Genomic DNA, 26720 nt, shown 5'->3' with positions numbered 1-26720 from the left:
GATTAAAAGGGCTGACTCATGGCGACCGATACCACACCTGCTTTTCCATCACGACACTTTCCCCTGCTCGGTTTACCTCGGCTGGCGCCGGGGTTATTGCTGGCCGGCGCGCTCACCGCACTGGCCATCTGGGCAGGCGATATCCCGTGGGTTGCCGGTCTGGGGCTGGGTGCGCTGACGCTGGCGATCCTGTTCGGCATTCTGGTGGGCAATACGCTGTATCCCTGGCTGCAACCGAGTTGCCACAGCGGCGTTCAACTCGCCAAACAGCGTCTGTTGCGGTTGGGCATCATTCTTTACGGCTTCCGCCTGACGTTTCAGCAAATTGCCGACGTCGGCGCTACCGGCATCATCATCGATGCGCTGACGCTGAGCACCACCTTCCTGCTGGCCTGCTGGCTGGGTAAAAAAGTGTTCGGCATCGACAGCCAGACGGCGATGTTGATCGGCGCCGGCAGCAGCATCTGCGGCGCAGCGGCGGTGATGGCGACCGAACCGGTGCTGAAGGCCGATTCCAGCAAGGTGGCGGTCGCGGTGAGCACCGTGGTGGTGTTCGGTACGCTGGCAATCTTCGCCTACCCGTGGCTGTTCCAGTTGAATGAGCATTATCAGTGGCTGCCGCTGAGCCAGGAAACCTTTGGCATCTATGCCGGTTCAACCATCCACGAAGTGGCGCAGGTTGTCGCCGCCGGTCATGCCGTCGGGCCGGATGCCGAAAACGCCGCAGTGATCGCCAAAATGATCCGCGTGATGATGCTGGCACCGTTCTTGTTGCTGCTTTCCGGTTATATCAGCCGCAGCCGCGATGCCGGGAGCAAGGCGGACAAATCCGCCATCACCATTCCGTGGTTCGCGGTGCTGTTTATCGCCGTCGCCGGGCTGAATTCGTTCAACCTGATCCCGGCTACCTGGGTGAAACACCTGATTACCGCCGACACCTGGATGCTGGCGATGGCGATGGCGGCGCTGGGGTTGACCACCCACATCAGCGCGGTGCGTGAGGCAGGCGTCAAACCCATTCTGCTGGCCACCCTGCTGTTTATCTGGCTGATTGTCGGCGGCGGCGCGATGAACTTGCTGGTGCAACATTTCTTCTGATGAGCCTTGAGCTTTCTCTGGCCCGCGATTTATCGCGGGCTTTTTTGTCGCCATTCAATCCTGCCGTTATCAATGCCATAATGACGCCGATTACACAGGAGAATGAAAATGAAGTTTGTCGGTGCACATGTCAGCGCGTCAGGCGGCGTGGATCAGGCGGTTATCCGCGCGCACGAATTAGAGGCGACCGCGTTCGCCCTGTTCACCAAAAATCAGCGTCAATGGAAGGCCGCACCACTGCCGGCAGAGGTGATTGATAAATTCAAAAGCGCCTGCGCACAGTACGGTTACGGTCCAGGGCAAATCCTGCCGCACGACAGCTATCTGATTAATCTCGGCCACCCGGTGACCGAAGCGTTGGAAAAATCTCGCGAGGCGTTTCTGGATGAAATGCAGCGCTGCGAACAACTCGGGCTGACGCTGTTGAACTTCCACCCCGGCAGCCACCTGATGCAGATTGATGAAGACAAATGCCTGGCGCGCATTGCTGAATCCATCAACATCGTGCTGGATAAAACCGTCGGCGTGACGGCAGTGATTGAAAACACCGCCGGCCAGGGCAGCAATCTGGGCTTCAGGTTCGAACACCTGGCGGCGATCATTGACGGCGTGGAAGACAAAAGCCGCGTCGGCGTGTGTATCGATACCTGCCATGCCTTTGCCGCCGGTTACGATCTGCGTACCGAAGAAACCTGCGAGCAGACCTTTAAAGCGCTGGGTGACGTGGTGGGCTTCAATTACCTGCGCGGCATGCATCTGAACGACGCCAAGAGCGAGTTCGGCAGCCGCGTCGATCGCCATCACAGCCTGGGTGAAGGCAATATCGGCAAAACGGTATTCAGTTACATCATGAGCGACTCGCGTTTCGACAATATCCCCCTGATTCTCGAAACCGTGAACCCGGATATCTGGGCGGAAGAAATCGCCTGGCTGAAAGCGCAACAATAAGCCCCAAAAACGCAAAAACCGGAGCCTGATGCTCCGGTTTTTTTATTGACTGCGATAACGTTAAGCAGCGGTAGCCGCAGGGACGTCAGCGCGTTTCAGCAACGCATAAGACACGCCCGCCAACAGCGTACCGGCGATAATCGCCACCAGATACAGCAACACCGGCGTGATAGCACCTGGGATCAGCAGCACGAACAGACCACCGTGCGGAGCCATCAACTTGGCGCCGAAGGCCATCGACAGCGCACCGGTCAGCGCGCCGCCGGCGATGCAGCATGGCAACACACGCATCGGGTCACGGGCAGCGAACGGGATCGCGCCTTCAGAGATAAAGCACAGGCCCAATACCAACGCCGCTTTACCGCCTTCCTGCTCGGATTTCTCGAACTTACGACGCGCCAGCAGCGTCGCCAATCCCATCGCCAACGGTGGCACCATACCGGCAGCCATAATGGCAGCCATTGGGGCGTATACCGAAGAACTCAGCAGCGCCACGCCGAAGGCGTAAGCCGCTTTGTTAACCGGGCCACCCATATCGGTACACATCATGGCACCGAGGATCGCACCCAGCAGCACCGCGTTGGCGGTACCCAGCGATTGCAGCCAGTGAGTCAGACCTTCCATGATTTTCGCCACCGGCGTACCGACGATGTAAATCATGATCAGACCGACGACCAGGCTGGCGACCAGCGGAATGATCAAAATCGGCTTCAGCGCTTCCATACTCTGCGGCAAACGCAGCTTGGTGCTGATAAATTTGGCAACGTAACCCGCCAGGAAACCGGCAATGATACCGCCGAGGAAACCGGCACCGGTGCTCACCGCCAGCATGCCGCCGATCAGACCCGGCGTCAGGCCCGGACGGTCAGCGATGGAGAAAGCGATAAAACCGGCCAACACCGGCACCATCAGCGCGAAGGCTGAACCGCCGCCAATCTGCATCAGTGCCGCGGCTAACGTGCCTTTGACTTCAAACGCCTTGATACCGAACACGAACGACAGCGCGATACACAAACCGCCCGCCACCACCATCGGCAGCATATACGACACGCCGGTCAACAGGTGACGATACGGCCCTGCGCTCTCTTTTTTCTTGCCGGCTGTGGCCGAGCCGCCGCTTTTATGCGGTTGGAAAATCTCGGCTTCGGCCTGCGCCTTGTCCAGTTCCTGCGCGGTTTTCTTCAGCGCCAGACCGGTAGAGGTGCGGTACATCGGCTTGCCGGCGAACTTGTCCAGATCCACTTCAATGTCAGCTGCCACGATCACCAGATCCGCCGCCGCCACTTCTTCAGGCGTAATGGCATTACCGGCGCCCACGGAGCCGCGGGTTTCCACTTTCACCCACCAGCCGCGTTTTTTAGCTTCGCTTTCAATGGCTTCGGCTGCCATAAAGGTATGCGCCACGCCAGTTGGGCAAGCGGTGATCGCCACAATGCGTTTTTGACCCGCCGCTTTTGCCGGCACGGCAACCGCAGCCGGCGCCTGCCAGGCTTTCGCCTCGGCTTTGGCCAGTGCGAGGAAGGCTTCCGGTTCGCGTACCGCCAACTCCACATCGCCCACATAAACCCGTTTACCGTTCAGAGCAGCGTCAGCAGGCACTGTCTGCCCCGCCACTACCACCAGTTCGGCCTCGGCAGGCGACTCAACCAGCGTCAGGCCGGTTTTCGCCGCAGCAGCGCCGAGCATGCGTTTCGCCAGGTGGCCACGGGCCTGCCCCAACGAATTGTCTATCATCAGCAGCGTTTTCATTACGCCTCCTGCTATTGGTTAAAAGGTTTCAGATCGACGCGCGCCATCATCGCGGCCAACTGTGGACGATCGGTCACGCCAACGTTGCTCTGGCTTACCGCCAGCGCAGCCACGGCGGTGGCCAAACGCAGAGTGTGTTCACTGGATTCGCGCATCAGCAGGCCATAAATCAGGCCGCCAACCATCGAATCGCCGGCGCCCACGGTGCTGACGACTTCGCAGGCCGGCGGCTTGGCAATCCAGGCGCCGGAAGCGTTAACCCACAGCGCACCTTCGGCGCCGAGAGAAATCACTACGTGGGCAATGCCCTGATCGCGCAGCGCATGCGCGGCTTCAACCACGTCCTCCAACTGCGGCAACGGACGACCGGCCCAGATTTCCAGCTCGCGGCGGTTCGGTTTCACCAGCCATGGCGCCGCTTTCAATCCGGCGACCAGCGCTTCGCGGCTGCTGTCGAAAATGATGCACGGGCATTGTGCACGCAGGCGGACCATCCAGTCGGTAAAGGCATCGGGATCAACGCCGGCCGGCAGGCTGCCGCTCACCGCAACCATGTCGAACTGGCCCAGCCAGCTCAGAGAATCGGTCACGAAACGATCCCAATCCTGCGATGTCACCTCAAAACCGGAGAAGTTGAAATCCGTCACTTCACCGTCTTTTTCCGTCAACTTGACGTTGATGCGGGTACGGCCCGGTACCACCTGGAAGCGGTTGGCGATGCCCAGATCGCTGAACAGCAACTGGAAGCCATCCTGATTGTCTTTCCCCAGGAAACCGCCCACAGTGACATCAATGCCCAGATCTTTCAGAACCTTGGCAACGTTAATGCCTTTGCCGGCGGCATGCAGGCCAGCGGTTTTCACCAGGTTCACTTCCCCGCGCTCGATCTCCGGGCAAAAGCCCACCAAATCGTAAGCCGGATTCAGGGTTATGGTGGCTACTCTTCTGGTCATGCTGCGCCCTCGCCCAGTCCTTCGTTAATGGCTTCACCGATCGCTTTCAGCGCCGCTTCAGCATCTTCACCCTTGGCGGTAAAGCGCAGGTGATGTCCTTTTTTAACGCCCAACGCCACGACCTTCATCAGGCTGCGTCCGTTGGCCGGTTTGCCACTGCCATCCAGGTTAGTGACGGTAATTTCACTGTTGAACTGCTTGATCACGTTAACCAGCGCGGTGCCGGGACGGGCATGCAGGCCGTGTTCGTTGCGGATCACATACTCAGCGCTCAGCATGGTGCTTTCTTCTTCCACTTCGCTGGTCAGCAATGCCAACAGGGTGGCGGCATCGGCGTTCAGCAGGCGTTCAGCCTTGTTCGCCAGCAGCAGGTCACCCAGGTAATTCAGCACCGCCAGCGGTTGCTGGTCGGCTACGGACAGCGTCAGCAACAGCGCCACTTGCTCGCCGTTTTCGTCAAACGCCTGCGCCGGGCGGCTCAGGGTCGCCGCGCTGGTCAGATTGCCTTCGGTGCTGTCGCTCAGCCAGATGCCCTGCCCGAGATTCAACGGCCGACGGGTAATGACGTCGCTGACGAACTGTGCGTTGACCGCGCCGATTTTCTGCAGACGGCCCGCGTTCAGCGCTTGCAACGTCATTAGGTTATCTGCGGCTACGTCGAGTGCGATCAGCGAAGCGTCGAACTGGAATTCAGCCGTCTGCTTTTCGCCCATCAGCAAGCTGCGCAGCTCTTCGGATGAGGTGGTTTTCGCCATCTGTTCGGCCACGCTGTCGTCGCTCAGGACGTGCGTCAGCTGACGCAGCAGCGCCAGGTGTTCATCGGAACGGGCGGCAATGCCGATCACCACATACGCGGTTTGACCTTCACCCCACTCGATGCCCTGAGGGAACTGGAAGACCTGCACGCCGGTATTCAGCACCAGATCTCGGGTATCGGTAGTGCCGTGCGGAATGGCAATGCCGTTGCCCAGGTAGGTTGAGGTTTGCAGCTCACGCTGCAGCATGCCGTCTACATAGGCGGCGCTGACGCAGCCGGCCTCGGTTAGCCCGGCGGCCACCTGGCGGATAGCGTCCTGTTTGCTGCCGGCGGCAGCGCCCAGGTGGATGTCTTGTTGTGATAACTGGAACATGATTCTCCTCTCCTGCTGAATTGAATCGTTTCAGCTTTATTGAGAAAAAGGAGCGTTATCGACACGAAGTCATTGCGGCAATAACGCTGAAACGTTTCAATCAGTGTGTGAGTAGCCCAGACTGAAAGCAAGTTTTCTCAATTTTGATGTGATAAATTTTTGACCTTACGCACACTTTGGCCTATGGGTTATCCGCTACGGCGCAAAAGTGACATACTGTGCTGAAACTTTGCTGACGGAGAGAAGCATGACTGTAGTCGCGGGCGTAGGCGTAATCATCGTTAATGCGCAGGGAGAGATCTTGCTGGGAAAACGCTGCGGTAAACACGCCCCTTTCTGGTCAATTCCCGGTGGACATCTGGATGCCGGCGAGACGTTTGAACAGTGCGCGCAGCGTGAGATCGCCGAAGAAACCGGGTTGATCATCGCCCCGCCGAGCCTGATCGGCATCAGTAACAATCTGCAGACCTGGCGTGCCGAAGGAAAGCATACGGTATCGGTATGTATGGTGACGCAACATCCTGGCGGTGAGGCGCAACTGAAAGAACCGGATAAATGCTCGGAATGGCGCTGGTGTTTACCTGAGGCGCTGCCGGAGCCGCATTTTGAAGCCAGCCGCAACGCCATCCATCTGTGGCTGACCGGCCAATGCTATTTACCGACAGCCTCATTATTGCCGACAAAATAACCATTTCCCATTCAGGGTTTTCATACCCTGTCCGTGATGGCGCTTGCAAGGTCATAATCCCCTGTAAAAACGCGCTATGTAATACAAAATATAACGCTAAAATATTCCCCGAATGGCCTTTTTTCCACTAAAAATAACCCTATAGGGTTAGATGTTTTTACCGATAAACCTTATACTTAATCTGGTTAATTGGCCTTTGGCCAACACCTTTTAGGGAAAAGTTTTCCTTGGTATTTCATAATTATAAGTGGGTTCAATATGAACAAAAAACTAACGGGCTGGGCAACAAAGCGCCGGTGGGGATGGCTGTGGCTACTGCTGCTCGGCATTATCCTCGGCGCGGCGCTATTGGCGGGCACCGCCACCGTGTTCCATAAAACCAGCGACACCACCTTCTGCGTTTCCTGCCACACCATGCAACAGCCTTTGGCTGAATATCAGGGCAGCGTTCACTTCCAGAACACCAAAGGCATCCGCGCCGAATGCGCCGACTGCCACGTCCCGCATGAACCGCTCGATTACCTGTGGACCAAAATCCGCGCGGTAAAAGACATTTACGGCGAAATGGTCGGCACCATCGACACGCCGGAAAAATACGAGGCGCACAAGCTGGCGATGGCCCAGTCGGTGTGGAAAACGTTGAAAGAAAACGACTCCGCCACCTGCCGCTCGTGCCACAGTTTCGACGCCATGGACATCACCGCCCAACGGCCTGAAGCGCGCATTCAGCACCCGGTCGCCATCAAACAGGGCGAAACCTGCATCGACTGTCATAAAGGCGTGGCGCATATCCTGCCGGACATGAGCGGTGAAACTCAGGCCGGCGCCGCCGAACTGGCGAAGGCGGCGGCGGAAACCTCACCTACCGCCACCACACTGTACACCATCGCCACCGAGCCGTTCTTCCTGCAGCCGGACGACAGCCACAATGCCGGTAACCTGATGCCTTCCACCGAAGTTCAGGTGGTGAAACAAGACGGCGACAAAGTGCTGGCCAACGTCTCAGGTTGGCAACAGGACGGCGTGAGCGAAGTGTTTTATGCCGCGCAGGGCAAACGTATCCTCAGCGTGCTGTTGGGTGAAGACGCCCGTAAATTATTGAAAACCGGCAATACTCTGACAGACGCCGAAACCGGCCTGGTATGGCATCAGGTTTCACTGCAGGTCTGGCTGCCACGTAAGCAACTGATCGACGATCAGCAAAAAATCTGGCGCTACGCGGCGGATATGATGTCGGCCAACTGTACCGGCTGTCACGGCCTGACCGCCCTCGATCGCTTCAACGCCAACCAGTGGATCGGCGTGATTAAAGGCATGGCTCCACGCACCTCGCTGACGCAGGAACAGCTGCGCGTTCTGACACAGTACGTGCAGAAACACGCCAGCGACATGGCACCTGCCGCACCAGCCAAGCTTTAAGGGAAAAGCGCAATGAGCAAATATCAACAACATCCGTTAACAATGAGCCGCCGCCGCTTCCTGACCGGCGCCACCGCGCTGGCCGCCGCACCGCTGCTGGCGGGCCTGTGGCCTAAATCTGCGCTGGCGCAAGCCATCAGCCAGGCATTACCGCAGTTTGTGGTACTGCGCCAGGCGCAAAAAGGCATTCTGACCGGCGCGCACTGGGGCGCTTTCGAAGCCATAGTGCAAGACGGCAAAATGGTCGGCGTACAGCCGGTGAAAGACGATCCTTATCCGAACGAGTTGATCACCATGGCGCCCTTCCAGGTGCATGCCGAAAACCGCGTCAAATACCCGATGGTGCGTAAAAGCTGGCTGGAAGGCGGCCCCGGCAGCCGCACTGAACTGCGCGGGCGCGACGAATGGGTGCGCGTCAGCTGGGACAAAGCGATTGAGCTGGTTTGCAACGAGATCACCCGTTTGCAAAAAGATCACGGCCCGCAGTCCATCTACGCCGGTTCCTATGGCTGGAAGAGCGTCGGTATGTTGCACAACAGCCGCACGCTGCTGCAACGCCTGATGAACCTGACCGGCGGTTTCCTCGGCTATGCCGGTGACTATTCTACCGGTGCGGCGCAGGTGATCATGTCGCACGTAGTGGGTTCGATGGAGGTTTACGAGCAGCAAACCGCCTGGCCCAACGTGATTGAAAACAGCCAACTGGTGGTGATGTGGGGCTGTAACCCGATGATCACGCTGAAAAACAGCTGGAACGTGCCGGATCACTACGGCCAGACCGGTTTTGAGGCGTTGAAGAAAAAAGGCACCCGCGTCATCAGCATCGATCCGGTGCACAACGACAGCGCCAAATTTGTCGGCGCGCAGTGGATTGCTCCGCGCCCTTATACGGACGGCGCCATGCTGATCGGCATCGCCCATACGTTGCTGACCGAGAAACTGCATAACCCAGACTTCCTGAAAACCTACACCGTCGGTTTTGACAAGTTCCAGGCCTATCTGCTGGGCGAACACGACGGCATGCCGAAAACCGCCGAATGGGCTGCGGACATTTGCGGCGTAGATGCCGCAGTGCTGCGCCAACTGGCGCGCGACATGGCGAAAAACCGCACCATGATCATGGGCGGCTGGGGCATTCAGCGTCAGCATCATGGCGAACAGCAACATTGGCTGTTGGTCACGGTAGCGGCCATGCTCGGCCAGGTTGGCCTGCCGGGCGGCGGCTTCGGTTTCAGCTATCATTATTCCTCCGGCGGCAGCCCGACGGCGAAAGGCGGCATTATTGCCGGTATTTCCGCCGGCAATTCTCCGAAGAACTCCCCGTCGCCGATCCCGGTGGCACGCATTGCCGAATGCCTGGCCAACCCCGGCAAGACCATTAACTTCAATGGCGCGCAGGTTACCTACCCTGAGGTGAAAATGGTGTACGTGGCGGGCGGCAACACCTTCCACCAGCATCAGGACACCAATAACCTGGTCAAAGCCTGGCAACGGCCGGACACTATCGTGGTGAACGAACCCTACTGGACCGCCACCGCCAAGCACGCCGATATCGTATTGCCGGCCACCACCAGCTACGAGCGCAACGATCTGGAAATGGGCGGCGATTATTCGCAGCTGTACGTGTTCCCGATGCACCAGTGCGTGCCGCCGCAGCATGAGTCGCGCAGCGATTTCGATATCTTCGCAGCGATGGCCGCCAGGCTGGGGGTTCAGGATGCCTTTACCGAAGGCAAAGATGAAACCCAGTGGCTCAAAGGCATGTACGACGACATGAAAACCCAGGCGCGCGCTGCCCGGGTAGCTCTGCCGCCGTTCGACATGTTCTGGCAATCCAACAACTATGTGCGTTTCCCGGTGCCCGAGGCCAATACCCAATGGGTGCGCTTCGCCGACTACCGCGAAAATCCGCTGCTGAATCCGCTGGGCACACCGTCCGGCAAAATCGAGATCTACTCCGACGCCATCGCCAAAATGAAGTATCAGGACTGCCCGGGCATCCCGACCTGGATGCCGCCTCACGAATGGTATCGCGGGCCGGAAGCGGTGAAGTACCCGCTGTCGCTGAACACAGCGCACCCGATCAACCGGCTCCATTCGCAACTCGACAACACGCCGCTGCGTAAAAAATATGCGGTAGCGGATCGGGAAGCGATTGTGATCCACCCTCAGGATGCCCAACTGCGTGGTATCGCCAATGGCGATTTGGTGCGGGCGTTTAACGATCGCGGCCAGATCCTGGTCGGTGCGGTGGTCAGCGAAGACGTGCGCCCCGGCGTGGTGCGCATCAGCGAAGGCGCCTGGTTCGATCCGGCCGATCCTTCCCAACCGGGGTCGCTGTGCAAGAACGGCAACGTCAACTGCCTGACCTTCGACGTGGGTTCCTCCAGCCTGGCACAAGGCAATTGCGGACAGATGGCTCAGTTGCAGATTGAGAAGTATCAGGGCCCGGTGCTGAAAAACACCGCACACGCCGTGCCTGTAGGCGCGTAAACTGCCAGACAGGGCGGCGGCAACGTCGCCCTTTTTACTTAGCCTTATCCAAATAAACGTTTTTTACTGCCAGGAAAAATGAAACCGCTTTTTGTTTTTTTGTTCTTTCTTGATAAATGGGCGTATTATTCACCCGACCTCCTTATCATTCCGACCCTTTACTGACCTCTATGCCTACATCGACTGCGGTAACGCGACGCTCGCCCGATCTCACTTCGCTGGCCTTTCTCGTCGTGGCTTTTCTCACCGGGATTGCCGGTGCCTTACAGACCCCCACGCTCAGCCTGTTTCTGGCGACGGAAGTGCAGGTACGTCCTTCGATGGTGGGCCTGTTTTTCACCGGCAGCGCCGTCATCGGCATTCTGGTCAGCCAGTTTCTCGCCCGCCGCTCGGATCAAAAAGGCGACCGCAAGTCGCTGATTTTCCTCTGCTGCATGCTGGGCGCGCTGGGCTGCGTGCTGTTCGCCTGGAACCGTAATTATTACCTGCTGCTGATCGTGGGCGTGATGCTGACCAGTTTCGGCTCTACCGCCAACCCACAGATGTTTGCCCTGGCGCGCGAACACGCCGATCGCACCGGCCGCGAGGCGGTAATGTTCAGCTCAATTTTGCGTGCGCAGGTTTCCCTCGCCTGGGTAATAGGCCCGCCTATCGCCTTCGCGCTGGCATTGGGCTTTGGCTTTAAGGTGATGTATCTGGCGGCGGCGGCGGCATTTATCCTGTGCGGCGCGCTGGTGTGGAAAATGCTGCCATCAATGCGTAAAACGCAGGTGACAACCCGTGCCACGCTGGAGGCGCCACGCCAGAACCGCCGCGATACGCTGCTGTTGTTTATGGCCTGTACCTTTATGTGGACCGCAAATGGCATGTATTTGATTAATATGCCGCTGTATATGGTGCACGAACTGCAACTGTCGGAAAAGCTGGCCGGGATACTGATGGGCACGGCGGCCGGGCTGGAGATACCGACCATGCTGATTGCCGGCATGGTGGCCAAACGCTTCGGCAAACGTATGTTGATGCGCTGTGCGGTGGTGGCGGGCCTGCTGTTTTATTTTGGGCTGTTGTTTATCACCGGCACCTGGCAACTGATCGCCCTGCAACTGCTTAACGCGGCGTTTATCGGCGTGCTGGCGGGGATCGGCATGCTCTATTTCCAGGATTTGATGCCCGGACAGGCGGGTGCAGCCACCACCTTGTTTACCAACACCACGCGCGTGGGCTGGATTATTGCCGGTTCTGTCGCCGGCGTGGTGGCGGAGATCTGGAGCTATCACGCGGTGTTTTATTCCGCGCTGGCGATGGTTGTCGGCGCGGTACTGTGCCTGTGGAAGCTTAAAGACGCTTAAGGTGCAGTATCCGCTTCCAGCTTGATCAGGTAGATCAATGCCTGGTCGCGGTGGTCATGACACATCTCGCGGCTGGCCTGCAGGCTGCCGCACACTTTGGGCCGCATCGGCGAGTGGAACAGGCCGCAGCGCAGTTGCTCGCTCAGATGAATGCAGCGGGTATTGGCGGGCTTGCCGTTGGGCATTCCGGGGATAGGGCTGGATATTGAAGGCGCGATACAACAGGCGCCGCAGTCGGCACGACAGTCCATCAGCGAGTCTCCCGGTGGGCTGGCGGAATTGAAGCGCGACAATATCAGCACGGCTCATCCGCCGCCAGCATAATCCGGCTTTACCCGCCAATCTTTACACCCTACCTTCATAGCTACAAAGCGGCCATTCGCGCACAGGTTAAAAATACGCCATAAATTGTCCAATTAACGCCAATTAATGCATGAAACAAGCGTATTCGCGGCTTTACATGCACCAATCTCACATGTACCATTGAGCTAGTACAAAAGAACTCACGGCCGACGCGGCCACTCAGGAGCAAAAATGTCCACGGACACCATCCAGAAGCTAGCCCGCCCTTCGGTACTCGGCGGCGCGATGATCATTGCAGGCACCGCCGTCGGCGCCGGCATGTTCTCCATTCCCATCGTCACTTCTGGCGTGTGGTTCAGCGGCTCCGTGGCGCTGTTGATTTATACCTGGGCCTGCATGCTGGTTTCCGGCCTGATGATCCTGGAAGCTACACTGCATTACCCAAGCGGCGCCAGCTTCCATACCATCGTCAAAGATCTGCTGGGCAAAGGCTGGAACGCCATTAACGGCATTTCCATTACCTTTGTGCTGTACATCCTCACCTACGCCTACATTTCCGCCGGCGGCTCGATCATCGCCCACACGCTGGAAGGCATCGTCGGTGTCGGCCAAACCACCGCAGGGCTGGTGTTTGCCATCCTGGTGGCGTTTATCGTCTGGTTGTCGACCCGCGCCGTCGATCGCCTGAGCACCATTCTGATCGGCGGGATGGTGATCACCTTTGTGATGTCGGTGGGCGATATGTTCACCCACGTACAACCGGCGGTGCTGTTCAACCGCGGCGATGATCAGGCCAGCTACCTGCCTTATGCACTGGCGGCGTTGCCCTATCTGCTGACGTCGTTCGGCTACCACGGCAACGTGCCGGGGTTGGTGAAATACTACCAAAAAGACAGCCGTGCAGTGGTGCGCAGCCTGGTGTACGGCACGCTGCTGGCGCTGGCTATCTATATCCTGTGGCAGTATGTGATTCAGGGCAACATCGCCCGCGACGCCTTCAAACAGGTGATTGCCGAAGGCGGCAACATCGGCAGCCTGCTCAAACAAATGGGCAACGTCTCCAGCAGCCAGGCCGTTGGCCAATTGCTGAACGCCTTCTCTTATATGGCGCTGGCCAGTTCATTCCTCGGGGTGTCGCTGGGCCTGTTCGATTATCTGGCGGACTTCTTTAAATTCAGCGATGACACGACCGGGCGCAGCAAAACCGCGCTGGTGACTTTCGCGCCGCCAACGCTGGCCGCCCTGCTGTTCCCGAACGGCTTCCTGTACGCCATCGGCTTCGCCGGGCTGGCGGCCACCATCTGGGCGGTGATCGTGCCGGCGATGTTGGCGCGCGCCAGCCGCCGCCGCTTCCCTCAGGCGCAGTATCGCGCGCCTGGTGGCCACGGCATGATCCTGTTCATCATTCTGTTCGGGGTGATCAACGCCGCCGCCCATCTGCTGGCGTTGCTCGGCCTGCTGCCGGTATTTCAGTAAATCCGCTCAGGGGATGGCATTCGTCATCCCCTTTCCGTCACTGTTTTTGCGCGATCTGCTTGCCTGAAATCGGCGGCGCGAGTAACTTGTCGCAACTTCCCAAATACTCTTCATTGCAGGTTACTTTATATGGCAAAGGCTAACGAAATTAAGCGCGGCATGGCGATCAATTACAACGGCAAACTGCTGTTGGTGAAAGACATCGATGTGCAAAGTCCAAGCGCACGCGGCGCCAGCACCTTATACAAAATGCGTTTCTCCGACGTCCGCACCGGGCTGAAGGTAGAAGAGCGTTTTAAGGGCGACGATATTCTGGACACCATTTCCCTGTCTCGCCGCAAGGTGAACTTCTCTTATATCGACGGGGAAGAATACGTGTTCATGGATGACGAGGATTTCACCCCGTACATCTTCAAGAAAGACCAGATCGAAGACGAGCTGCTGTTTATTCCCGAAGCCGGCCTGCCGGGCATGCAGGTGCTGACGCTGGACGGCCAGGTGCTGGCGCTGGAACTGCCGCAGACCGTGGATATGGAAATTGTCGACACCGCGCCGGGGATCAAAGGCGCCTCCGCCAGCGCCCGCAACAAGCCGGCCACCATGGCGACCGGCCTAACCATTCAGGTACCTGAATACCTCAGCGCCGGCGACAAAATCCGCATTCATATTGCGGAGCGCCGCTATATGAGCCGCGCAGACTAGTCAATGCTCAGGGGCCAATCATTGGCCCCTGTTTTTTATGACAAAGTGGCATCCCTGCGATAATAGCGGGCGCGGCGTGCAACTCCCCTATCCAGTAAATCCTTCAGAGCATTGCCCGCAAGTTTGGAAAACCAAAACGTTACGGCAATTCAGGGAAGAAACGGCGCTTAAGCGCCAGTTCAACGCCGCGCAGCTCCGCCAATCCTTTCAGCCGACCAATCGCCGAGTAACCCGGATTGGTTTTTTTCTTCAAATCATCCAGCATCTGGTGCCCGTGATCGGGACGCATCGGGATCGGCCGGCGATCGCCCGCCTGATGACGCCGTTGCTCCTCGCTGAGGATCGCCTCAATCACCGCAACCATATCCACGTCGCCCTGCAGATGGGCCCCCTCATGGAAACTCTTCGGATTCTCTTCGCGGCAGGTGGCGCGCAGGTGGGTGAAATGGATGCGGTCGCCGAAGGTGTTAATCATCCGTACCAGGTCATTATCCGCACGCACGCCGTAAGACCCGGTGCACATGGTGAAACCGTTATAGAGGCTGTCGACGGTCTGCTTCAGCCACTGCATGTCCTCAATGGTGGACAGGATACGCGGCAGGCCTAGGATCGGCCGCGGCGGATCGTCCGGATGCACCGCCAGACGCACGCCTGCTTCCTCCGCCACCGGTACAATGGCGCGCAGGAACACCGCCATATTTTCGCGCAATTGCGCCTTGTCGATCGCATCGTACTCCGCCAGGCGGGCGCGGAACTGATCGAGCGTGTAACCCTCTTCGGCGCCCGGTAGCCCGGCGATGATATTGCCGGTCAATGTGTTTTTCTCCGCTTCGCTCATGGCAGCGAAATGGGCGGCCGCCTGCGCCTGCTCTTCCGGTGTGTAATCCTGGTCTGCGCCGGCGCGCTGCAGGATATGCAGATCAAAAGCGGCGAAGGCGATGTGATCGAAACGCAACGCTTTCGAACCGTCGGGCAGCAGGTACTCCAGATCGGTGCGTGTCCAGTCGAGAATCGGCATAAAGTTGTAGCACACGGTATCGATACCGCAGGCCGCCAGATTACGCAGCGACTGCTGGTAATTGGCGATATGCCGCGGGTAATTGCCGCTGTGGGTTTTGATCTCTTCATGCACCGGAATGCTTTCCACCACCGACCACACCAGCCCTTTCTCCGCCAACAGCGCCTGACGCGCCTTGATCTCATCGATCGGCCAAACTTCGCCATTCGGGATATGGTGCAGTGCGGTGACGACGCCGGTGGCACCGGCCTGGCGCACATCGTCAAGAGAGACAGGATCGTTCGGCCCGTACCAACGCCATGTTTGTTCCATTGTTTATCCTTGTAAAAATCGCCGGAGGTTGCCGGTTGGTGATCAAGACCGCTCAAACCCGGCAATCTTGTTATACCAAACGAGATAGATATCATTTATCTTTTACCTTACTCCGTCGAGGCGGGTTGTCAAAACAGAAATCGCGCTGGGTTGATCCACTTCACGAATCTGGCTTATTTTGGACTGAGCAATTTTATTGATGCGCAGACAGCCTTACACTGGCGGCAGAGAGCCCGCACGGTAAAGGCTGAAAGCAGCCTCGCATGCCGCCCGAAAAACTGGTCCGATAGCTTTTGCAAAGCTACCGGCCAGCACTTTTTTACTCAGCTTTGGAGCCTTGAATGAAGACTATCGCCAACTCGCCGCTACCGGATGCGGTCCAGCAACCGCGCTACGATCGCCGCGCATTGCAAAGCCGCATGGTGCATATCGGATTTGGTGCTTTCCACCGCGCCCACCAGGCGTTGCTTACCGACCGGGTGTTGAATCGCCAGGGCGGCGACTGGGGTATTTGCGAAATCAGCCTGTCTGGCGGCGTGCCATTGTTCCAGAGCCTGCGCTTGCAAGAGCATCTGTACAGCGTGCTGGAGAAAGGCGCGACGGGTAATCAGGCTATCGTGATAGGCGCAGTGAATGAAAGCGTGCACAGCAAGCTGGAAGGGATCGAGGCCGTGCTGGAAAAGCTGGCGGAACCTCAGGTGGCGATCGTGTCGATGACCATTACCGAAAAAGGCTACTGCATCGAGCCGGGCAGTGGAAAACTGGATCTGCAACACGAGGCGATCCGTGCCGATCTGGCCAATCCAGGCCAACCGGCCACCGTTCCCGGCATTCTGGTGGAAGCGCTGCGTCTGCGTCTTGAACGCGGCCTGCCCGCCTTCACCCTGCTCTCTTGCGATAACATTCCGGAAAACGGCCATGTGCTGCGTAACGCAATAATCGGATTGGCGCAGGAGCGTGACGGCATGCTGGCCGAGTGGATAGCCCGGCAGGTCAGCTTTCCCAGCACCATGGTCGACCGTATTGTTCCGGCCGCCACGCCGGAAACGCTGGCTGACATTGCCGCCGCTCTCGGCGGTGTCCATGATGAGTGCGCCATCGCTTGCGAACCCTTCATTCAATGGGTGGTGGAAGATAATTTTGTCGCCGGTCGCCCGGCCTGGGAACTGGCCGGGGCGCAGTTGGTCGACGACGTGCTGCCGTTTGAACAGATGAAGCTGCGCATGCTGAACGGCAGCCATTCGTTCCTGGCCTATCTCGGTTATCTGGGCGGCTATCAGTACATTAACGACTGCATGGCCGACGAGTCTTATCGCCGCGCCGCCCACCACCTGATGCTGGCAGAACAGGCGCCGACCCTCAGCGTCAGCGGCATCGATCTGGCCGCCTACGCCGCGCAGCTGATCGAACGCTACAGCAACCCTGCGCTGCAGCACCGCACCTGGCAAATCGCCATGGACGGCACGCAAAAACTGCCGCAGCGCATGCTGGATTCAGTCCGCTGGCATTTGCAGCACGGCGGCAGTTATGCCGGTCTGGCGTTGGGCGTCGCCGCCTGGATGCGCTATGTCAGCGGTGTGGATGATGCCGGCCAGTCTATCGACATCCGCGATCCGCTACTGCCTGTACTGCAGCAAAGGGTGGCCGCTACGCCGGACGACGAACAGCGGGTTAAGGCGCTATTGGGGTTGAAAAGCGTTTTCGGTGAACAGTTGCCGGCCGAGGGGGAATTTGTGGCGGCGGTAACCCGCGCTTACCTGTCGCTGCGCGATCGCGGGGCACGCCAAACGGTGAAAGAGTGGGTTGCGACTCAACTGGCCTAAGGAAATGAAAACCATGCCGGGCAAGCTGCGTCCGGCATGGTCGGATAACTTAACGATAAACCACGGTCATGACGGCCAATTTTTTCTGTTGATCCACCCACTGCATTTCCGTCGTGCCTAAATTCAGTGGAAGCTCTTTGCGTGAAACATCGAAGTGCGACAGGGTCTGTTGCCCTTGATAGTGTTGCCCATTGCGGTAACATTTCGTATTGGCCGTTGAACCGGCGATATCCACCGAGCAGGGGCTTTCTACGACAGAACCAACAAAATGAATAACCCCGCCAGTGGTTCCGGCATGGCCTGCCGCCATCCATGAAAACAACATTCCTGCGATCAAAACTAACCGAAAGATGTTCATGGCAACCTCACTTTTGTTAACTCAATTTAAACATAGAGGACTTTCTTAGGAATAATCGCAAGGTAAGGGGGGTTATTTGATGGATATTCCAGCCATTAATAGCGTAAAAACAAGCTACTAACTGCCTGCATACCTGTCTAATAGCGGGTTTTTGTTAGGAATTTTCCGAGCACCAAACGTGGATTTCACCGGTTAAATAACGCATTTTAACGTATTGAATTTGTGACCTGGCGCAGGTTAAACACACTCACACACAGTCAGGCGGCACAGCTTAATTATCGCCCCCTGGACTTTATCAACATCAGGAATCATCAATGACCAAAACCAACCTGATCACCGGTTTTCTCGGCAGCGGTAAAACCACCACCATCCGTCATCTGCTGGCCAACAAGCCGGAACACGAGCGCTGGGCGGTGCTGGTGAATGAATTCGGTGAAATTGGCATCGACGGCGCGTTGCTGGCGGACAGCGGCGCAGTGCTGAAGGAGATCCCCGGCGGATGCATGTGCTGCGTAAACGGTCTGCCGATGCAGGTTGGATTGAATATGCTGTTGCAGCAAAGCAAGCCCGACCGGTTACTCATCGAGCCGACTGGCCTGGGCCATCCGAAGCAAATCCTGTCGTTGCTGACGCAGGACAGCTACGCCGGCTGGATCGATCTGCAGGCCACGCTGTGCCTGTTGGACGCTCGCCAACTCAGCGAGCCGCGCTATCGAGAAAATGAAAACTTTCGCGATCAACTGGCGGCAGCCGACATTATCCTGGCCAGTAAAAGCGACACCTATCAACCGCAGGATCTGCTGGCCTTGCAACAGTGGGCGGCGCAAGATCCCCGCCAGCGGCCGCTTTATCCCATAGAACAAGGCCAGGCAAATGTAGATTGGCTCAACCTGCCTCGCACGAATCGCACAGAATTACCGGATGCGCAGCATCATCATAGCCATGCCAAAACTCAGGGCCTGGCCGCATTGCGGCTGCCGGAAACCTCGCGTTGGCGACGGGCGCTCAATCAGGGCCAGGGGTTTACCAGCTGCGGCTGGATTTTTGATGCGGACACGGTATTCGATACCATTGGCATCATGGAGTGGGTGCGGCTGGCGCCGGTCGAACGCGCCAAAGGCGTGGTCCGCATTGCGGAAGGCACGTTGTTGATTAACCGCCAGGGGCAGGATCTCAATATCGAAACGCGCCCTGTCGCACCGCTGGACAGCCGCATTGAACTGATCCACAGCGACAATGCTGACTGGAACGCCCTGCAATCCCAATTGTTTAACATTCGTTTAAGTTAGAATCTTTACCGTTAGCACCATTTTATTTTTAGACTTACAACAGGTTATGTCATGACACGCCGCAATTTACCCTTCATCATTTTCTTCAATTTACTGGGCATTGCGCTGTTTCTGTCCTGGTTCCTGCCGGCTAACCACGGTTACTGGTTTACTCTGGACTCAGCGATTTTCTTTTTCTTCAACCGCCATCTGGCGACCGATCCCGGCTTTCTGCACCTGGTGGCCATCACCAATAATCGCGCCTTCGACGTGATTTCCCTGATCGCCATGGGGCTGCTGTACCTGTATTTTTATCTCAAGCAGGATGCCGTCGGCCGCCGTCGTTTATGGGTCACCGGCGTTGTCATGTTGCTCACCGCCGTAGTGCTGAACCAGCTTGGGCACCTGTTGCCGGTAAAACACCCCAGCCCGTCGCTCAGCTTCGAGAATATCAACCGCGTCAGTATGCTGACCGGCATTCCCACCAAAGACGCCTCCAGCGACAGCTTCCCCGGCGACCACGGCATGATGCTGATGATTTTTACCTGTTTTATGCTGCGCTATTTTAACCGCCGCGCTTTTGCCGTGGCGTTGCTGATCACGCTGGTTTTCTCACTGCCGCGTGTGATGATCGGTGCCCACTGGTTCACCGATATCGCCGTCGGCTCACTGTCCGTGGTGTTGGTGGGCGTCAGTTGGTGCCTGATGACCCCACTCAGCGACAAGCTGATTAACGGGTTGAACCTCATGCTGCCCGGCAAGCACCGCCCCACCCAGTCATAACAAATCGCTATGACCCGCAGGAGGCCCACAGCCTCCTGATTATTTCCGCGCCGCCTTTTGTCTATTTCCACATCAGCGCGTTAACGCTTTCGTCACCTGATTTCACGTAAAACCAACACAACGGGTAATCGGCGTTTTTTATATGAAGTTTTACATTATGTTACATCACAAATTCATATAAAAAAGGACAGGAAAAGGCTCGCAATCCCTGATTCGTTGCGGTAACCTCGGATGCGTTTGTGCCTGGTTTACCTCGTTTCAGCATTAAATCCGTGAAAAATGTGCGTTCCGCCACGTTTTCAGCGGTAAGCGATTGTCGGGGCAGCAGGTGCAGATTAGGCTCGTTTCGTTTGGCATTTTCAGGTAGCGACTTTCGTCGTTAAGGACTTCAAGGGAAAACAACAACAATGGTCAAATCTCAACCGTTTCTGAGATATTTTTTGCGGGTAGTACCTGCAATTGCCGCAGCGGTAATGCTCTCCGCGTGCAGCTCGACTCACACTTCGAACTTGAATAACGCACAAACTGAGATGCATGCAGTTAATGACAAAAACGGTCTTTTACTGCAAGCCTCTCAGGATGAATTCGAAGCAATGGTCCGTAACGTTGACGTTAAGTCAAAAATTATGGATCAGTATGCAGACTGGAAAGGTGTTCGCTACCGTTTAGGCGGTGAAAGCAAGCGCGGCATTGATTGCTCGGCGTTTGTACAACGCACCTTCCGTGAACAGTTTGGTATGGATTTACCGCGTTCTACCTACGAACAGGAAGACCTCGGCAAGAAAATCGTGCGTACCAAACTGCGTCCTGGCGATCTGGTGCTGTTCCGCGCCGGCTCTACCGGGCGCCACGTCGGCATTTATTTAGGTAACGATCAATTCGTTCATGCCTCTACCAGCAGCGGCGTGATGATTTCTAATCTGAACGATAACTACTGGAATAAACGTTATCGTGAAGCCCGCAGAGTGCTGACCAGCAGCTGACGGCGCAAAATACCTGATTGTCCTGAATACCAAACGAGCAATAAAACGCTGCCCCCGGGCAGCGTTTTTTTTATCCCTAACGTTACGCTGATAAAAAACTCACCTATCATCATCAAATACAATTAAGCGTTTGTTAGCGGATTACCCTGCGTAAATAACGATGAATAATGACTGCACCACCACCATTGGGATATATTAAGCGATCACTCGATAACAAAAACAGAATGATACGCCGTGCTCAGGGGGCAAAGGTTTATGGGCTTGAAAAGGGCATTTGCACGCCATGTTTCGCACAGACGACGCAGCCTGGCTAAAAGCAGCATTGTCGCTCTGGTATTTTTTATCCTGTTTACGGGCATCACACTCCTCCTGATTAATCACCAGCGCACACAATATCAACGCACGGTAGAACAACGTACACAGAAATTCACCCTCGAAAATCTGGATAGTCTGACGGAAATCATGCTGCAATTGATGCCGTTGACGGAACGCTCCTGCGCGTCCAGCCAGCCGGATATTACCTATCAGGCGGCGTTTAATTCCGGCGTGCGGAGCTTCTTGCTGGTGAAAAACGGTTTTGCCTATTGCTCCTCGGCTACCGGCAGCATGATGCTGGCACTGAAAAATATTTATCCGGAAATCGATCCGCGCCAGACGCGGGATCTCAAACTGCAGCAAGGCACCCCTCTTGTGCCGGGAAAACCCGCAGTAGCCGTCTGGTTGCGTCATCCCGGAGAGGAAAACACCGGCGTGTTGGCGACCCTGGATATCAACCTGATGCCCTACCTGCTGTTCGCTTCGCGTGACGCACGCACACCCGGCATTGCCATTATTCTGGGCGATCGCGCCCTGACCACCTTCAGCCCGAACCTGATGCCGGTGGGCCAGTTGCCGAACGATCAGGCCGATCGCTTAGCCATCCCAGGCACGCCGATGACGATTCTGTTTTATAACGAAACGCTGACGCCCAATGATATCCGCCTGACCCTGTTGGGCAGCCTGGTGTTGTCATTGATGATCGGCGTCCTGTGCTACTACATGCTGCTGCTGCGCCAAAGCCCGGAGCGTGCGTTGATGCGCGGCATCAAGCGCAATGAATTCTTTATCGAATACCAGCCGGTGTTCCATACCCGCAAAGGCGCCGTCGCCGGGCTGGAAGCACTGATCCGCTGGCAGCATCCGATTGAAGGGCGTATCCCGCCGGACCTGTTTATCCCCTACGCCGAAAGCGAAGGGCTGATTGTGCCGCTGACGCGCCATCTGTTCCGCCTGATCGCCGAAGACGTCCCACGCCTGGCGACGGTGTTGCCAAAAGGCGCCAAACTGGGTCTGAACATCTCCCCTTCCCATCTGAGCGCCCCCTCCTTCCATCAGGACGTGTACGAACTGCTGGCGCAACTGCCCAGCGACTACTTTACGCTGGTATTCGAGATAACCGAACGCGGCATGGTAGAGGAAGCCAACGCGCTGGCGGAGTTTGACTGGCTGCACCAGCAAGGCATTGAAATCGCCATCGACGATTTCGGCACCGGCCACAGCGCGCTGATTTATCTGGAGCGCTTTACCATGGACTATCTGAAAATAGACCGTGGTTTCGTCAACACTATCGGTCAGGATACGGTCACCGCACCGGTGTTGGACGCAGTGATCTCACTGGCTAAAAAGCTGAAAATGCAAACCGTGGCGGAAGGCGTGGAAACCGCCGAACAATTGCACTTCCTGCAGGAACGGGACGTTAACTTTATGCAGGGGTATTATTTCAGCAAGCCGTTGAGCATCGACAACTTCGTGACATTCTGCACTAACCAGCAGGTCTTTGATTATCAGGCGCAAAAAGCCTGATCTTTACATTACTTCACCCTGCGGCGCGGCAGTGAATGTTATGCTGGCCGCAGACTTAACCGACTTATCAGCAGGAGCTTACCGTCAAGATGTCCGTGCGCGTTTTTGCTGCCCTGGTGCTCTCAGCACTGAGTTTTGGCCTGCAGGCCGAAACCCTCAATGAAAGTTACGCTTTCGCCCTTCTCGGTGAGCCGAAATACGCCACCGATTTCAGCCATTACGACTACGTCAATCCGGCCGCACCGAAAGGCGGCGACGTGCGGATGGCGGCGATCGGCACTTACGATAACTTTAACCGTTACGCCTCGCGCGGCGTACCCGGCGAACGCACCGACGCACTGTATGACTCGCTGTTCACCACCTCGGACGACGAAATAGGCAGCTACTATCCACTGATCGCCGAATCTGCCCGCTTCCCGGCCGATATGCACTGGGTGGAGCTGGACATTAACGCCCGCGCCCGCTTCCACGATGGCAGCCCTATCACCGCAGCCGACGTCGCCTTTACCTTTAACAAGTTTATGACCGAAGGCGTGCCGCAATTTCGCGTGGCGTACAAAGGCATTAAGGTAAAGGCCATCTCCCGCCTGACGGTACGCATCGAATTCCCGCAGCCGGATAAAGACAAGCTGCTTGGGCTGTTTGGGCTGCCGGTGCTGCCGGAGAGTTTCTGGAAAGATCATAAGCTGAACGAGCCGCTGGCAGCGCCGCCGCTTGGCAGCGGCCCGTATAAGGTCGGCAGTTACCGCCTCGGCCAATACATTACCTATCAACGGGTACGCGACTACTGGGCGGCCAACCTGCCGGTCAATCGCGGCCGCTTCAACTTCGACAGCATCCGCTACGACTACTATCTGGATGACAAAGTGGCGCTGGAGGCCTTCAAGGCCGGTGCCTACGACTTCCGCATCGAGGGTTCGCCCAAAAGCTGGGCCACCCAATATCAGGGCGGCAACTTCGCCCGCAACTACATTGTCAAACAGGATGAAACCAACCAGTCGGCGCAGAATACCCGCTGGATGGCGTTCAATATGAAACGCCCTCTGTTTGCCGATCGGCGCGTGCGCGAGGCGATCACGCTGGCCTTCGATTTCGATTGGATGAACAAGGCGCTGTATTACAACGCTTATCAACGTACCAACAGCTATTTCCAGAATACCCCCTACGCCGCCAGCGGCTATCCGGATGCTGCCGAACTGGCGCTGCTGGCGCCGCTGAAGGACAAGGTACCGCCGGAGGTGTTCACCAGCATCTACCAGCCGCCATCCTCCGACGGCAGCGGCAGCGATCGCCAGAACCTGCTGAAAGCCACCCAGTTGCTCAAGCAGGCCGGTTGGGAAGTGAAAAACCAGCAGTTGGTGAACAGTAAAACCGGCAAGCCCTTTACCTTCGAGCTGATGTTGCTGAGCGGCAGCAACTTCCAGTACGTCTTGCCGTTCCAGCACAACCTCAAGCGGTTGGGGATCGAGATGCAGATCCGTGAAATTGACGTCACTCAATTCACCAAACGCATGCGTGACGGCGATTTCGACATGATGCCGACGGTCTATCTGGCAATGCCGTTCCCGAGTTCTTCGCTCCAGACGAACTGGGACTCCGAATACATCAATTCCAGCTGGAATACTGCCCGCGTCACCGATCCGGCGGTCGATAGCCTGGTGCGCAACATCCTGCGACACCAGGGCGACGAAAAAGCCCTGCTGCCGCTGGGTCGCGCGCTGGATCGGGTGCTGACCTGGAACAGGTTCATGCTGCCGATGTGGTATTCCAATCACGATCGCTATGCCTACTGGGACAAGTTCTCCACGCCGGCGATCCGTCCTGCTTACGTGATTGGCTTCGACAACTGGTGGTTTGACGTCAACAAGGCGGCGCGTTTGCCGGCCCAACAACAATAAGGGGTCGGCGATGGCGGCTTATCTGATTCGCAGACTGTTGCTGATTATTCCCACCCTGTGGGCGATCATCACCATTAACTTTTTCATCGTGCAGATCGCGCCCGGCGGCCCGGTCGATCAGGCCATTGCCAACATCGAGATGGGCCAGAGCAGCGGTTTTGGCGGCGGTGGCGCAGGTGAAGGCCTGGGGCACGCGCGGATCGGCGTCGGCAGCGCCACGGATAGCCAGTACCGGGGGTCGCGCGGGCTGGATCCGGAAGTGATTGCCGAAATCACCAAACGCTATGGTTTCGACAAACCGCTGCATGAGCGCTATTTCACCATGCTGTGGAATTATATGCGTCTCGACTTTGGCGACAGCCTGTTTCGCGGCGCGTCGGTGATGCAACTGGTGGGCCATAGCCTGCCGGTTTCCATCACCCTGGGCCTGTGGAGCACGCTGATTATCTATCTGGTGTCGATCCCGCTCGGTATCCGCAAGGCGGTGCATAACGGCAGCGCTTTCGATATCTGGAGCAGCACGCTGATTATCATCGGCTACGCCATTCCGGCCTTCCTGTTCGCCATTTTGATGATCGTGCTGTTCGCCGGCGGCAGTTACCTGGATTGGTTCCCGTTGCGTGGCCTGGTATCCAGCAACTTCGATAGCCTGTCGTGGTATGGCAAGATTACCGATTATCTGTGGCACATCACCCTGCCGGTGCTGGCGACGGTCATTGGTGGTTTCGCCACCCTGACCATGCTGACCAAGAACTCGTTTCTTGACGAGATCCGCAAACAGTATGTAGTCACCGCGCGCGCCAAGGGGCTGGACGAGAACAAAATCCTTTATCGCCACGTATTTCGCAATGCCATGCTGCTGGTGATCGCCGGCTTCCCGGCAACGTTCGTCAGCATGTTTTTCACCGGTTCATTGCTGATTGAAGTGATGTTCTCGCTCAACGGGCTGGGGCTGCTGGGGTATGATGCCACTCTGCAGCGCGACTATCCGGTGATGTTCGGCACGCTGTATATTTTTACCCTGATTGGCCTGCTGTTGAATATCCTCAGCGATATCACCTATACCCTGGTCGATCCGCGCATTGATTTCGAGGCCCGCCAATGAGCCGCTTAAGCCCGATCAACCAGGCGCGTTGGGCGCGTTTTCGCAGTAATCGCCGCGGTTACTGGTCACTGTGGGTTTTCCTGGTGTTGTTTATCCTCAGCCTGGCCGCCAACCTGATCGCCAACGACCGGCCGCTGCTGGTGCGCTACGAAGGCCGCCTGTACCTGCCGTTCATGATCAATTACAGCGAGACCACCTTTGGCGGTGAGCTGAATACCGCCACCGATTACCAGGATCCTTTCGTAAAACAGCAGATCGACCGCCACGGCTGGGCGGTTTGGCCGCCGATTCGCTTCAGTTACGACACCATCAACTTCGCCACTGAGGTGCCCTTCCCCTCAGCCCCCTCGCGCCATAACCTACTGGGTACCGACGGTAACGGCAGCGACGTGCTGGCCCGCGTGCTGTACGGCTTTCGCATTTCGATGCTGTTCGGGTTAGCGCTGACGCTGTTTTCCAGCGTGATCGGCGTTTGCGTCGGCGCGATGCAAGGCTATTACGGCGGGCGTTTTGACCTGTGGGGACAACGCTTTATCGAGGTGTGGTCGGGCATGCCGACGCTGTTTTTGATCATTTTGCTGTCGAGTATCGTACAACCCAATTTCTGGTGGCTGCTCGGTATCACCATTCTGTTTGGCTGGATGAGCCTGGTAGGCGTGGTGCGCGCCGAGTTCCTGCGCACCCGCAACTATGATTACATCCGCGCCGCACGCGCTATGGGGGTGCCGGATCGGGTCATTATGTACCGACATATGCTGCCCAATGCGATGGTGGCGATGCTGACCTTCTTGCCGTTTATCCTCTGCGGTTCCATCACCACGCTGACCTCTCTCGATTTCCTGGGCTTTGGCCTGCCGATCGGCTCTCCGTCGCTCGGTGAACTGTTGCTGCAAGGCAAAAACAACCTGCAAGCGCCATGGCTCGGCATCACTGCGTTCCTGGTGTTGGCGGTGTTGCTGTCTTTACTCATTTTTATCGGCGAAGCCATACGCGACGCCTTTGACCCCAGCAAGGCGCATTGA

The 26720-nt window shown here is 57.1% G+C and carries 22 protein-coding genes; 16 read left to right on the top strand and 6 right to left on the bottom strand.

Going from position 1 to position 26720, the window contains the following annotated elements; genetic code table 11:
• The first annotated feature begins 18 nt into the window (after positions 1-18).
• Both SPL01S_RS00490 and nfo read left to right on the top strand, forming a co-directional pair.
• Positions 19-1098: a YeiH family protein gene (locus SPL01S_RS00490; protein WP_063196883.1), complete on the top strand. Its 1080-nt coding sequence runs from the start codon at positions 19-21 to the stop codon at positions 1096-1098.
• A gap of 108 nt (positions 1099-1206) precedes the next feature.
• Positions 1207-2046 carry a deoxyribonuclease IV gene (gene nfo / locus SPL01S_RS00485; protein ID WP_004947030.1) on the top strand — a complete coding sequence of 280 codons (840 nt, stop codon included), beginning with the start codon at positions 1207-1209 and terminating at the stop codon, positions 2044-2046.
• A 60-nt stretch (positions 2047-2106) separates the two neighbouring features.
• Here nfo and fruA read toward each other — a convergent pair whose 3' ends face one another.
• The 3 genes from fruA to fruB are packed head-to-tail and all read right to left on the bottom strand — an operon-like array spanning position 2107 to position 5878.
• The gene (gene fruA, locus SPL01S_RS00480) at positions 2107-3795 is read right to left on the bottom strand and encodes a PTS fructose transporter subunit IIBC (protein WP_063196881.1); all 1689 of its coding nucleotides are present in this window, start codon (positions 3793-3795) and stop codon (positions 2107-2109) included.
• Between the two features lie 11 nt (positions 3796-3806).
• On the bottom strand, positions 3807-4748 hold the full coding sequence (gene fruK, locus SPL01S_RS00475) for a 1-phosphofructokinase (protein ID WP_062792154.1): 942 nt from the start codon (positions 4746-4748) through the stop codon (positions 3807-3809).
• Positions 4745-5878 (bottom strand): fused PTS fructose transporter subunit IIA/HPr protein, encoded by a 1134-nt coding sequence (fruB, locus tag SPL01S_RS00470; protein WP_063196879.1) that lies wholly within the window; start codon positions 5876-5878, stop codon positions 4745-4747. Before fruB ends, fruK begins: the two co-directional genes overlap by 4 nt.
• Before the next feature lie 247 nt (positions 5879-6125).
• Between fruB and SPL01S_RS00465 the strand changes: the two genes are divergently transcribed.
• From SPL01S_RS00465 to SPL01S_RS00450, 4 genes are all read left to right on the top strand, one after another.
• Positions 6126-6566, top strand: coding sequence for a nucleotide triphosphate diphosphatase NUDT15 (locus tag SPL01S_RS00465; protein ID WP_063196877.1), 441 nt, complete (start codon positions 6126-6128; stop codon positions 6564-6566).
• 258 nt (positions 6567-6824) lie between these two features.
• Positions 6825-7985 carry a NapC/NirT family cytochrome c gene (locus SPL01S_RS00460; protein ID WP_004947044.1) on the top strand — a complete coding sequence of 387 codons (1161 nt, stop codon included), beginning with the start codon at positions 6825-6827 and terminating at the stop codon, positions 7983-7985.
• 12 nt (positions 7986-7997) lie between these two features.
• Positions 7998-10478 (top strand): trimethylamine-N-oxide reductase TorA, encoded by a 2481-nt coding sequence (gene torA, locus SPL01S_RS00455; RefSeq protein ID WP_063196875.1) that lies wholly within the window; start codon positions 7998-8000, stop codon positions 10476-10478.
• A 170-nt stretch (positions 10479-10648) separates the two neighbouring features.
• Positions 10649-11827: a sugar efflux transporter gene (locus tag SPL01S_RS00450; RefSeq protein ID WP_063197216.1), complete on the top strand. Its 1179-nt coding sequence runs from the start codon at positions 10649-10651 to the stop codon at positions 11825-11827.
• Here the strand turns inward: SPL01S_RS00450 and SPL01S_RS00445 are convergent.
• Positions 11824-12078 carry a YkgJ family cysteine cluster protein gene (locus SPL01S_RS00445; RefSeq protein WP_063196873.1) on the bottom strand — a complete coding sequence of 85 codons (255 nt, stop codon included), beginning with the start codon at positions 12076-12078 and terminating at the stop codon, positions 11824-11826. The two genes, SPL01S_RS00450 and SPL01S_RS00445, sit on opposite strands and share 4 nt — an antisense overlap.
• Before the next feature lie 283 nt (positions 12079-12361).
• Between SPL01S_RS00445 and mtr the strand changes: the two genes are divergently transcribed.
• Together mtr and yeiP are read left to right on the top strand one after the other, a co-directional pair.
• The gene (gene mtr / locus SPL01S_RS00440) at positions 12362-13606 is read left to right on the top strand and encodes a tryptophan permease (RefSeq protein ID WP_062868054.1); all 1245 of its coding nucleotides are present in this window, start codon (positions 12362-12364) and stop codon (positions 13604-13606) included.
• A 129-nt stretch (positions 13607-13735) separates the two neighbouring features.
• Entirely contained in the window at positions 13736-14308 is a 573-nt protein-coding gene (gene yeiP / locus SPL01S_RS00435) for an elongation factor P-like protein YeiP (protein WP_013813782.1), read from the top strand.
• A 139-nt stretch (positions 14309-14447) separates the two neighbouring features.
• On the opposite strand, the gene uxuA is transcribed toward yeiP, so the two are convergent.
• The gene (uxuA, locus tag SPL01S_RS00430) at positions 14448-15638 is read right to left on the bottom strand and encodes a mannonate dehydratase (protein ID WP_062868055.1); all 1191 of its coding nucleotides are present in this window, start codon (positions 15636-15638) and stop codon (positions 14448-14450) included.
• A gap of 341 nt (positions 15639-15979) precedes the next feature.
• On the opposite strand from uxuA, the gene SPL01S_RS00425 reads away from it, so the two are divergent.
• Positions 15980-17461 (top strand): mannitol dehydrogenase family protein, encoded by a 1482-nt coding sequence (locus SPL01S_RS00425; RefSeq protein WP_063196870.1) that lies wholly within the window; start codon positions 15980-15982, stop codon positions 17459-17461.
• Positions 17462-17510: 49 nt separating this feature from the next.
• Here SPL01S_RS00425 and SPL01S_RS00420 read toward each other — a convergent pair whose 3' ends face one another.
• Entirely contained in the window at positions 17511-17819 is a 309-nt protein-coding gene (locus SPL01S_RS00420; protein WP_063196868.1) for a YmdA family protein, read from the bottom strand.
• A 314-nt stretch (positions 17820-18133) separates the two neighbouring features.
• Here SPL01S_RS00420 and SPL01S_RS00415 point away from each other — a divergent pair, with 314 nt between their 5' ends.
• The 7 genes from SPL01S_RS00415 (at position 18134) to SPL01S_RS00385 (ending at position 26720) form a co-directional block, all read left to right on the top strand.
• Positions 18134-19108: a CobW family GTP-binding protein gene (locus tag SPL01S_RS00415; RefSeq protein ID WP_006326746.1), complete on the top strand. Its 975-nt coding sequence runs from the start codon at positions 18134-18136 to the stop codon at positions 19106-19108.
• A 51-nt stretch (positions 19109-19159) separates the two neighbouring features.
• Entirely contained in the window at positions 19160-19870 is a 711-nt protein-coding gene (locus SPL01S_RS00410) for a phosphatase PAP2 family protein (protein ID WP_063196866.1), read from the top strand.
• A 407-nt stretch (positions 19871-20277) separates the two neighbouring features.
• Entirely contained in the window at positions 20278-20853 is a 576-nt protein-coding gene (gene mepS / locus SPL01S_RS00405) for a bifunctional murein DD-endopeptidase/murein LD-carboxypeptidase (protein WP_004947077.1), read from the top strand.
• A 255-nt stretch (positions 20854-21108) separates the two neighbouring features.
• Positions 21109-22695 carry a cyclic di-3',5'-guanosine monophosphate phosphodiesterase PdeN gene (pdeN, locus tag SPL01S_RS00400; protein WP_062868058.1) on the top strand — a complete coding sequence of 529 codons (1587 nt, stop codon included), beginning with the start codon at positions 21109-21111 and terminating at the stop codon, positions 22693-22695.
• 89 nt (positions 22696-22784) lie between these two features.
• The gene (locus SPL01S_RS00395) at positions 22785-24593 is read left to right on the top strand and encodes an extracellular solute-binding protein (RefSeq protein ID WP_063196864.1); all 1809 of its coding nucleotides are present in this window, start codon (positions 22785-22787) and stop codon (positions 24591-24593) included.
• Positions 24594-24603: 10 nt separating this feature from the next.
• Positions 24604-25698 (top strand): microcin C ABC transporter permease YejB, encoded by a 1095-nt coding sequence (locus SPL01S_RS00390; protein WP_013813790.1) that lies wholly within the window; start codon positions 24604-24606, stop codon positions 25696-25698.
• The gene (locus SPL01S_RS00385; RefSeq protein ID WP_006326758.1) at positions 25695-26720 is read left to right on the top strand and encodes an ABC transporter permease; all 1026 of its coding nucleotides are present in this window, start codon (positions 25695-25697) and stop codon (positions 26718-26720) included. Before SPL01S_RS00390 ends, SPL01S_RS00385 begins: the two co-directional genes overlap by 4 nt.

Origin of the sequence: Serratia plymuthica NBRC 102599, from assembly GCF_001590925.1 — a bacterium.
Classification (GTDB): Bacteria; Pseudomonadota; Gammaproteobacteria; order Enterobacterales; family Enterobacteriaceae; genus Serratia; species Serratia plymuthica.
Note: the sequence above shows the minus strand (reverse complement) of the source record. Positions and strands in the feature narration are given on the sequence as shown.